Origin of the sequence: Mesorhizobium sp. M7A.F.Ca.US.006.04.2.1, assembly GCF_004022915.1 — a bacterium.
In the GTDB taxonomy this organism is placed as follows: domain Bacteria; phylum Pseudomonadota; class Alphaproteobacteria; order Rhizobiales; family Rhizobiaceae; genus Mesorhizobium; species Mesorhizobium ciceri.
In genome coordinates, this window is record NZ_RZQA01000152.1 from 1 (window position 1) to 9,456 (window position 9,456).

At 61.3% G+C, this 9,456-nt stretch carries 3 protein-coding genes and 3 pseudogenes; 5 read left to right on the forward strand and 1 reads right to left on the reverse strand.

The features are described from left to right. The coding region (locus EN925_RS41620; protein WP_348630321.1) for a hypothetical protein at nucleotides 1-311 on the reverse strand (311 nt) is incomplete at its 3' end. Between EN925_RS41620 and EN925_RS10915 the strand changes: the two are divergent. The 5 genes and pseudogenes from EN925_RS10915 to EN925_RS10930 form a co-directional block, all read left to right on the forward strand. Beyond that, nucleotides 198-1,091: pseudogene (locus EN925_RS10915) on the forward strand (hypothetical protein); the annotation flags it as partial. The gene EN925_RS41620 and the pseudogene EN925_RS10915 overlap by 114 nt on opposite strands. Nucleotides 1,092-1,179: 88 nt before the next feature. Then, a pseudogene (gene fni / locus EN925_RS10920) lies at nucleotides 1,180-2,224 on the forward strand (type 2 isopentenyl-diphosphate Delta-isomerase). Nucleotides 2,225-2,310: 86 nt separating this feature from the next. Continuing rightward, a pseudogene (locus EN925_RS40660) lies at nucleotides 2,311-2,542 on the forward strand (IS5/IS1182 family transposase); the annotation flags it as partial. 667 nt (nucleotides 2,543-3,209) lie between these two features. Then, complete coding sequence (locus EN925_RS10925; protein ID WP_063169235.1) at nucleotides 3,210-5,516, forward strand: S9 family peptidase; 2,307 nt, start codon at nucleotides 3,210-3,212, stop codon at nucleotides 5,514-5,516. 833 nt (nucleotides 5,517-6,349) lie between these two features. Further along, on the forward strand, nucleotides 6,350-9,456 hold a 3,107-nt coding region (locus tag EN925_RS10930), incomplete at its 3' end, for a Ulp1 family isopeptidase (RefSeq protein ID WP_245469017.1).

Below are 9,456 nucleotides of genomic sequence, written 5' to 3' on the forward strand. Positions count from 1 at the left end.
CAAGCGGATTGCTCGATACTGCCGGCGAGGCTGCGGGCCGGTCCTAACGGCCGTTCACAAGAGCTTGCATCAGCAACTGGCAATCGGATCGATAACTTCGCGATCGCCGTTATGGCGCGGAGATGCGGTCTCGCCGGGTTGTGGCTGGCGCTTCGTTGTGGGCGGCGCTTCGTAGCCGAGGGAGCAGGGGCGGCGCCATGATCCAGACCGAACGCGCGCTGCAGCAGGTGCTTGAGTGGGGGCGTGCCCTGACCGGTTTCGCGGATGAGCATGCTGAGGAAGCGGTAAGGGGCGGCCAGTATATCCTGCAACGCATTCACCCGAGCCTGCGCGACACCAGCGCCCGCACCGGCCGCGATCCGCAGGACGAAACGCTGATCGTGGCGTTCTATCGCGAACTGGCGCTGCTGTTCTGGCTAGACGATTGCAACGACGTTGGCCTGATCGCGCCGGAGCAGCTCGCCGCCCTGGAGCAGGCGCTGGGGCACGGCGTACCGTGCGTGCTCTCCGGATTCGAGGGCTGCGCTCAGCTGCGCGCTTCGCTGGCTGCGCTCGCTTACGATCGTCACGACTATGCTCGGCTTCTCGACTATACCCGGTGCTACTGCGCGGCGCTGCGCGCCGGACACGCGCAGGCGGCAGGGGCGCGACGCTGGTCTTACGCCGAGTACCTGCACAACGGCATCGATTCGATCGCTTACGGGACCGTGTTCTGTTGCCTGTCGCTGCTGTGGGGGCTGGACATGGCGACCTTGCGCGCGCGTCCAGCGTTTCGCCAGGTCCTGCGGCTCATCTCAGTGATAGGGCGCCTGCAGAACGATCTGCATGGACGCGACAAGGACAGGTCGGCCGGCGATAACGCGGCGATCCTGCTTCTGCAGCGCTATCCGGCTATGCCTGTGGTTGAGTTCCTCAACGACGAGTTGGCCGGCCATACGCGCATGCTGCACCGGGTGATGGCGGAAGAATGCTTTCCCGCGCCGTGGGGACCGTTGATCGAGGCGATGGCGGCGATCCGCGCGCAGTACTACCAGACTTCGACCAGCCGCTATCGCAGCGACGCTGCAGGGGGAGGCCAGCGTGCGTCGGCCTGGACGCGCCGGAGGCGGCGGCTTGGGCGCGCTGCCGTCGGTTCGATCCGACGCAACGCCGTCGCCCGCTGCTACGGATGGAGCGAGCATGAGCGACACCGCCCTGAGCCGGGGAAGGACGAACATCTGGACATCGTGCTGGATCGGCGAACGGCGCCGGCCACGGTGGCCGCTGGCTGGGAGTACATCCATCTCGAACACTGCGCACTGCCCGAGTTGGACCTGACGCAGATCGACCTGCGCGCCTCGCTGCTGGGCAAGGCTATGCGCGCGCCGCTGCTGATCAGCTCTATGGCCGGCGGCATGCCACGGGCCGAGGCCATCAACCGGCATTTGAGCGAGGCAGCGCAAGCCTTGGGGATCGCCATGTGCGGTTCGCAGCGTGTGAGCCTGCAATCCCGCAACTCCCAGGGGCTAACGCGCGCGCTGCGCCGCCTGGCGCCAGACATTCCCTTGCTGGCCAATATCGGCGCCGCGCAACTGCGGGAGGCCGACGGCCTGGACCTGGCGCGTCGCGCGGTGGACGCGCTGGAGGCCGATGGGCTCATCGTCCATCTCAATCCGCTGCAGGAAGCGGTACAGCCGGAGGGCGACCGCGAACTGGCGCGGCGTCCTGGCGCTGATCGCTGGCGCCGCGCGCATCGTGGGCGTGCCGATGGTGGCCAAGGAAGTGGGGGCGGGCCTGTCCGCCTCGGTGCCTGTGCGCTCGTCGAGGCGGGCGTGGCGGTAATCGATGTCGCCGGCGCCGGCGGCACCAGTTGGGCCGCAGTGGAGGGCGAGCGCGCCCGCAATGCCGCCGACCGTGCAGTGGCGATGTCATTCGCCGATTGGGGGATTCCACCCTGACCAGCGTGCAGGCGGTGCGTCGGGCGCTGCCAACGGTGAAGCTGATCGCGTCGGGCGGGATCCGCGATGGCGTCGACGTGGCCAAGGCCATCCGCCTGGGCGCGGACATCGCCGGGCAGGCGGCCAGCGTGCTGGGCGCGGCGACAGTGTCCACCGGGGCCGTTGTCGCGCATTTCGAGATCGTCATCCGCCAGTTGGCCGTCGCCTGCTTCTGCACGGGCTCGGCTGATCTGGCGGCGTTGCGTCAGGCGCGCTTGTTGCCCTCGTCGCATTTGTCCGCCGGTTGATGTCGGCGTCGTCCGCACGCTAACAGCAGGCTGCTGAAATACCTACGCCAAAGACAGACTATTGATCCCCCTGGCGAGACGGCTCGATTGACGGGAGCGATGTGTTCATGGAGCAGCTGTTCACGATGAAGCGGTTGGAAGATTTCGTTCCAGCCGGTCATCCTGGTGCCCGCACCGGCTGATGATCAATGGAGCGCTGGTGCGGCTAGACGGCATCCTTTCCGGCATGTACGCCTGCAGTGCCAAAGGCGGTCGCCCCAGCGTTGCGCCGGAGAAATTGCTGCGGGCCGTGTGTTGCAGGTGTTCTACAGCGTCCGTCGGAATTGATGCAGCAGGTGCTGCTGTGGCAAGGCCAAGACCCGGGAATGCCGTCAGCTTTGATCAGGCGCTTCGGGCCGTCGGAAACGCGCGAAGAGTCCGGCTTTCGAAAAAGGCCGAACGCCTCAGATAAAGCCAGAACTCCTTGGGTCACCATCAAACCAATTTGACGCCCCGGGACAATTTCGTCCGGCATTGTCCGGTGTGCGACGATGTTGGGGATGCGACATAGGCGGATTGCCGTGTATTTAAACCGCTTTTCCTTTGGCACGCATATTGCGCCCTATCGGTAAACCTCGTCATGGGCCGGCGGCAATCGCTCGGAGATTGTCGAAATAGCACAATGATTTCTGCCGGGGTGACATCCGGCCCGACTAGAGCAGGACCTTTCAGATGATGCAGAAAAGCAAGCGGCCATACTCGCGGGGAAATAGTCGCGTCAGGGCTGCATGGACGCTCTTTCCTGGTTGTTTCGGCGGCGGACGCCAACTCTTCAATCGGCACCCGAACCAGTGCCTGGATGTCCAAGGAGCGCCCCTGTTGCGCGTGCCTGGCTGCACCCGCGTGCTGGCTCTCCTCCAAGGCGACGCTTCGGCGCTGCTGCAGACCGGCGACGAGAACCCAACTTCAAAATTAGCATTCCGAAAACCGAAAGAAGTGAACAGGTATGTCCAGGATCGGCGCTTTGACGCGCGCCGCATGGCGATCGGCAACTCAGACGCTGGCCAAGGGTTCGAAAAGTTTACACCCGACGCTAGCGCCGGCCGATTTCAAGCGCGCACTTACGATCAACGATCGATATGGCGGGCTCACTGTCAATGTCCCCAAAATGCCTTTCTGGCTGACCGGGGGTGAAGCCTTCGTCTACCGCCGGACTAGCCACGGCGAGCAGCAGTTCATGCAGGTCGATGCTGCCACGGGTTTCAAGCGGCCCGCTTTCGATCAGGCGCGTCTGGCGGCAGCGCTAAACAAGGTGAGCCATGAGAGCTATCAAGCCGGCAATCTTCCGTTCGACCGTTTCGAACTGAGTGAGGATGGTCGCAGGCTCGACTTCCAGATTGAAGACACCCGGTGGAGCTGCGACCTTGCAAGCTATGACTGTACCAGCACCACATTCGATGCAAGGAAAGGGGACCGTAGGGAGCTCAGCCACCGCTACACGCCGCCAGCGGAGAACAACCCCGACAAGAGCAACGCGTCGCCCGACGGCAAATGGATCGCCTATATCAAGAACTGCAACGTTTTCCTGCGCAGCGAGGACGGATTGCAGGATGTTCCTCTGAGCCGGGACGGAGCCGAAGGCAATTGCTACGTCTTTTCGACGCTGAGCTGGTCGCCGGACTCGCGCCACCTCGCCGCTTACCTTGTTCGCCCCGGCTATAGGCGAGAGGTCCGCTACCTCAATTCTTCGACGGACCAGTTGGAGCGGGAATATTCAACAAAATTCTATCCCAGGCCGGGCGATGTCCTTCCGCTGCCCCAGCCAGTCCTGTTCGACATTGCCGGCCGGCGCCAGATCGTGATTGACGGTGCCCTCTTCTCGAACGTCTTCGAACTTTCCCCTCTCCGGTGGTGGGCGGACAGCCGCGGCTTCACTTTCGAATATAACCAGCGCGGGCATCAGCTTTATCGCCTGGTCGAGGTAGACGCCGCCTCGGGCCGCGGGCGCTCCCTGATCGATGAGACCAGCGAGACATTCGTTGATTATTTGCCGCTGGGGCATGGCCAGGAGGATGCCGGAAAAATCTTCCGTTACGATGTCGATGACGGGAAGGAGATCATCTGGGCATCAGAGCGCGACGGGTATGAGCATTTGTATCTTTTCAACGGCCGGACAGGCGCGCTCGAAAACCAGATCACGCGAGGTGAGTGGGTCGTCCGGAGGGTCAACCATGTCGATCCGGTCAAGCGTCAGATCTGGTTCGAGGCGAGCGGGATGAACTCGCAGGAGGACCCCTATTGGGTCCATGCTTACCGCATCGGCTTTGACGGCAAGGGACTGACTGCACTGACGCCCGAACCGGCCAACCACCATATCGAGTTCTCGCCTGACAGGCGCTATTATGTCGATCTCTGGTCACGCATCGATCTGCCCCCGCGCATGGCACTCTACCGCGCCAGCGACAATGCCAAGCTCCAGCAGATCGAGACGGCCGACATTTCTGAGCTCGTCGCCGCAGGCTGGCAGCCGCCGCTCAGTTTCCATTCCAAGGGGCGCGACGGCAAAACTGACATCTGGGGCGTGCTCCACCTGCCAGCCAACTTCGACCCGACGAAGAAATACCCGGTTGTGGAGAATATCTATGCTGGACCCCACGGCTCCTTCGTCCCAAAATCCTTCTCGCGGTGGACAGAGCCGCTCACGCAGCTGGGCTTCGTCGTTGCTCAGATCGACGGCATGGGCACCAACAACCGCTCCCGCGCCTTCCATGATGTTGCTTGGAAGAATCTGAAGGACGCAGGATTTCCCGATCGCATTCTGTGGCACAAGGCGGCGGCCGCGCAATATCCATGGTACGACATATCCAACGTCGGCATTTTTGGCGCATCCGCCGGCGGCCAGAGTGCAGTCAGCGCGCTGCTCTTTCACCCCGATTTCTACAAGGTCGCCGTCGCCAAAAACGGCTGCTTCGACAACAGGATAGACAAGACCTGGTGGAACGAACTTTGGATGGGGTGGCCGGTCGGCATTGAATATTCGCAATCCTCCGCCGTTGACAATGCTCACAGGCTGCAGGGCAAGCTGATGATCGCGGTCGGCGAAATGGATGATAATGTCGATCCGTTTTGCTCGTTCCAGCTTGCCGATCGACTCATCAAGGCAGGAAAAGATTTTGACATGGTCTACGTTCCTGGTGCCAATCACCATACTCTAGGCACCTACACCGAGCGCAAACTCCTAGACTTCTTCGTTCGCAACATTCTCGGTCAGACCCCGCCCGACTGGAACACCAAACCGATCGAGCTGGAATAGCTTGTGGCTCTTGCAATTGTTAGCTCGCCTTATCAGCTGTAATCAGGGCGAGGCGCGAGCAAATCTGCACCGAAGGACGATCGTGGAGTCTAGGACTTGCGCTGCGTATTGAGGATCGGCTCGCCGCGACGTTGGTCTGAGCAAACTGCTTGATAGGCACGCCTGCAGACCGCGTGTGTGCGATTGCAAGATCCCCTATCAGCCTGGTGTGAAGCGTTCAGGGGAAAAGCCGCACCCAACGCCGCTTCCGCTCGCCGTAACGCTACGGCGGTGCGGCCCACCGATCCGCTCGACGAGCATTGGAACACATAGGTCCCCGAACGGACGATTGCCTTGGCAATAGAAGACCCTCGTCGGTCATCGCCGCTGTGGGTGGCAGCCCGTCGGTCTGGAGCTGCCACGATTCTCATCCTCGCGTCACATATGAGCTGAAGCTTTCCGGATCGGGTATCCAATCGGCATCCAGTTGCTCGGCGATATGGTTGAATTCTGCCCTCAGGACAAGAGTGAGTAGAGCAGCCCCGCTACGAAAATCCCATCCTGGTTCGTTTGACGCATCGACTATTCAGATTGATTGGCGTGATACCCGGCGCGGCCGCAACACGCGAGGCCGTCAACCGCTGAGCAGAAAACCAGCCTTCGCCTTCCGCGGCGGCGGACCTCGTCAGCCTCTCGAAAGCTTGCCTGAGTAGGTTGCTCATGTGATCTGTGGAAGTGAGGATAGCGTGCACCCGTACAAACTAGACATTCATCGTGGCAGCTTGGCTGCAGGTGCAGCACGCCGTACCGCACGAGCAAGCGGACAGGCCGGCCAAGCCGGTTTTGAGCAGCACTTGGGCGAACTGCAGGCGGCGGACGAGTTGATGGGTGCGCTAGGCGAGGAGGTCCTCGTCAATGGCTCGCATGGTAAAGGTGAGTTGAGACCAACGAAGAGGCAGAGGATCCAAAGCAATCTGCAGCATGCTGTCACTGAGCGGCAACCAGGTGAGGTTGGCAACTCAGGCGCTCGCGTGATGATGCAACTCCCCACCGATCAGGTGGGTACATCGGAACGGGAGGCGCAACTTGTGATGCAGGGGGACGAGCACGAATACACCCCAGCACCGCATCTCGACGGGTCGATGCCCTCGACAGTGCAGCCGGATCGTCCAATTGTGGTCCCCGACGGTGCCGACAAGCGTCCTGTTTATTCCAACGATGCCACCGCCATCGAAGGGCTGAAGTCAGCACTCCTTGCGGGTAAAGCCAGGCCGGACACGGTCACTCGCAGCACAAATTCTCTTTTCGGCTTTAGTCGTTGGCTCTTTCAAAACAACAAGCCAGGGCTTGCTGCTCGGCTTTACCATCCGTCGCTGAGCCAGGATCTCGAGGAGTACGAGAGTAGGGGTGGTTCCTCCACCGTGGCTGGCGCACTGCGTCAATTGATGAAGTCGATGGGCGGAGCCGGCCCGATTGTGGGTCGCGCTGTCCTGAACCCCCATCCTGACGACGCCGCGCTCACCAGACATTTCAGATCCGCGAGCGGCTACGCAACTGCTCTTAACCATTTCAGTCATTACCTACGTCAAAATGACAAGCTCGGAATTGCGGGTCGCATTTACGATAAATCGCTGGATAAAGATGTTGAGAGCTACAAGGCCGCCTCCTCTAATGGTGGAGCTCCGATCGAATCTGCGCTGGTTTATCTCCGCAAGAACCCGCCGCGCGTTATACTCGGGAATCATCTGGAAAACGCGGTCAGCATGGAGGCTCGTCCCCGTGGCGACGCTGCTCAGCATACCGCACCACAGCAGGGATTCGATTGGCCAGAGGAGCTCCTGCCGGTAGGTTATAAGGAGGGCACCGATCTACCATTGTCTCTCGCCCCAACCGCGCACCAACACCAAGCGCCCGACTTTGGAGAGGCCGTCCCTCACTTGAACTGGCGCCACGGCGACCAGGGCGCCCCGGAGGAGCTGGTAGCTGCACGGGACAGGAGCAGCCCGCTGCCAAGCGAGGCGGTGCCACATAAATCTGGACGGGGACTCGCTACGCAGCCCAGATTGTGGGCGGAGAAATCCGCCTCGCCAGAGCTCTTTCGACGGCGGGCGGAGCAGGCTCTGCCGGCGTCCGCCAGAGGTGTGGAGACATCCTCCGCGGTTGATGAAGCCGCGCAGGCCGCTCGCCAAGCTTTGGCTTGGTTGCAGCAGGAGATGGAGGGGATCGAACCGATGCAGGATCCTCATGAGGTGGCTACACCGGAATGTGAGGCGCAGCTCGTCAGGCAGAGGGATGAGCACGAATCCACCCCAGCACCGCATCCCGGAGGTGGTGGGTCGATGCCCTCGACAGTGCAGCCGGATCGTCCAATTGTAGTCCCCGACGGTGCCGACAAGCGTCCTGTCTATTCCAACGATGCGACCGCTATCGAAGGGCTGAGGGCAGCATTCCACGCGGGTAAGGCCAAAGCGAACACGGTCACTTACAATGTAAATTCTCTTTTCGGCTTTAGTCGGTGGCTCCTTCAAAACAACAAGCCAGGGTTTGCTGCTCGGCTTTACCATTCGTCGCTGGATCAGGATCTCAAGGAGTACGAGAGTACGGGTGGTTCCTCCACCGTGGCTGGCGCACTGCGTTACCTCAAGAAGTCGACAGGCGGAGCCCCGATTATGGCTCGCCCTGTCGTGATCCCCTATCCTGACGATGCCGAGCTCATTAGAAATTACAGAGCCGCTTCGACCAAGGAGTACCTGGCAGCGCCTGCGACCGGACGGAATCCAGATACCGTGGGCGGCTATACAAATTTTCTTAGACATTTTAGTCAGTACCTGCGTCAAAATAACAAGCTTGGGATTGCGGCTCGGATTCACGACAAATCGCTGGATAAAGATGTTGAGAGCTTCAAGGCTGTCTCCTATGGTAATAGGCTAAGTATCAGTTCTGCATTGGCTCACCTCCGGGATATCCTGCCGCGCATTGTGCTCGGGCGCGAAACTGTCCTTTCTGCTCATCCGGCAGACGCAGTCACCAGGCGCGTTGGGGCCGCTGCTGAAGCTGGGCCAGCGGCACCGGCAAGAGCTCCCCAACCCGCCTCGCCAGCAACCGCTAGGCTGCCAGGCACCTACCGCGGCCTTCCACTGGTTGATGTGACCACACTGACTACCAGTTCCTCTGGGGCTCAGATCGGGGCGCTCGATCCGACAGCCCCGTCCAACGTTGCAACGGGGCGGGTGCTCGGCGCCGCCGAATGGCTGAGCGACGCCCATATCCAGAGAGATTACAATTTGCTGGAGGGGCAACTGCAGGGGATCAATCCGGCGCTCGCTGCCCGGACTCGGCTGGTGGATCCTTCCGTATCCCATCTACTGCGACACACGTCGCCGCAAGACGCTCGAGGCATATTGCAGTCCATCTATAATCAAAACAACGCCACAGCCGACTTCCTGTTCTTGCCAGTGAATAATGGCACGGCTACTAGCCCCGGCACCCATTGGTCGCTGCTGCTCGTTGATCGCCGCGACCCGGAAAGGCGGTTCGCCTATCACTACGACTCCCTCCAGCGAGAGGGATATAACGACGTGCCTGCAAAACAGCTCGCAGGACTGCTGAATGCCACCTTGGCGCCAGCCCCCATGGCCAGACAGACGAACCATTATGATTGCGGCGTATTTGTCCTGGAGGGCACGTGGGCGCTGGTTGAACGATTGGTGAAAGGGCAGCGGCCAGACCACGAGCCGCTGCCCCTCGACAACCTCGTTGCCGATCGGCAGGCGCTGCAAGACCGGCTAAGGAGGCGCTTGCCGCACGAGGAAGAGCCGCGGCAGCTGCTGGAGGATGAACCCGCCTCCCCACCGATGATGGCATTCGAGCCAGGGGAACTGCGGCAACTGTTGGAAGACGAGCCTGCCTCCCCACCAATGATGGCGTTCGAGCCAGGGGAACTGCGGCAACTGTTGGAGGA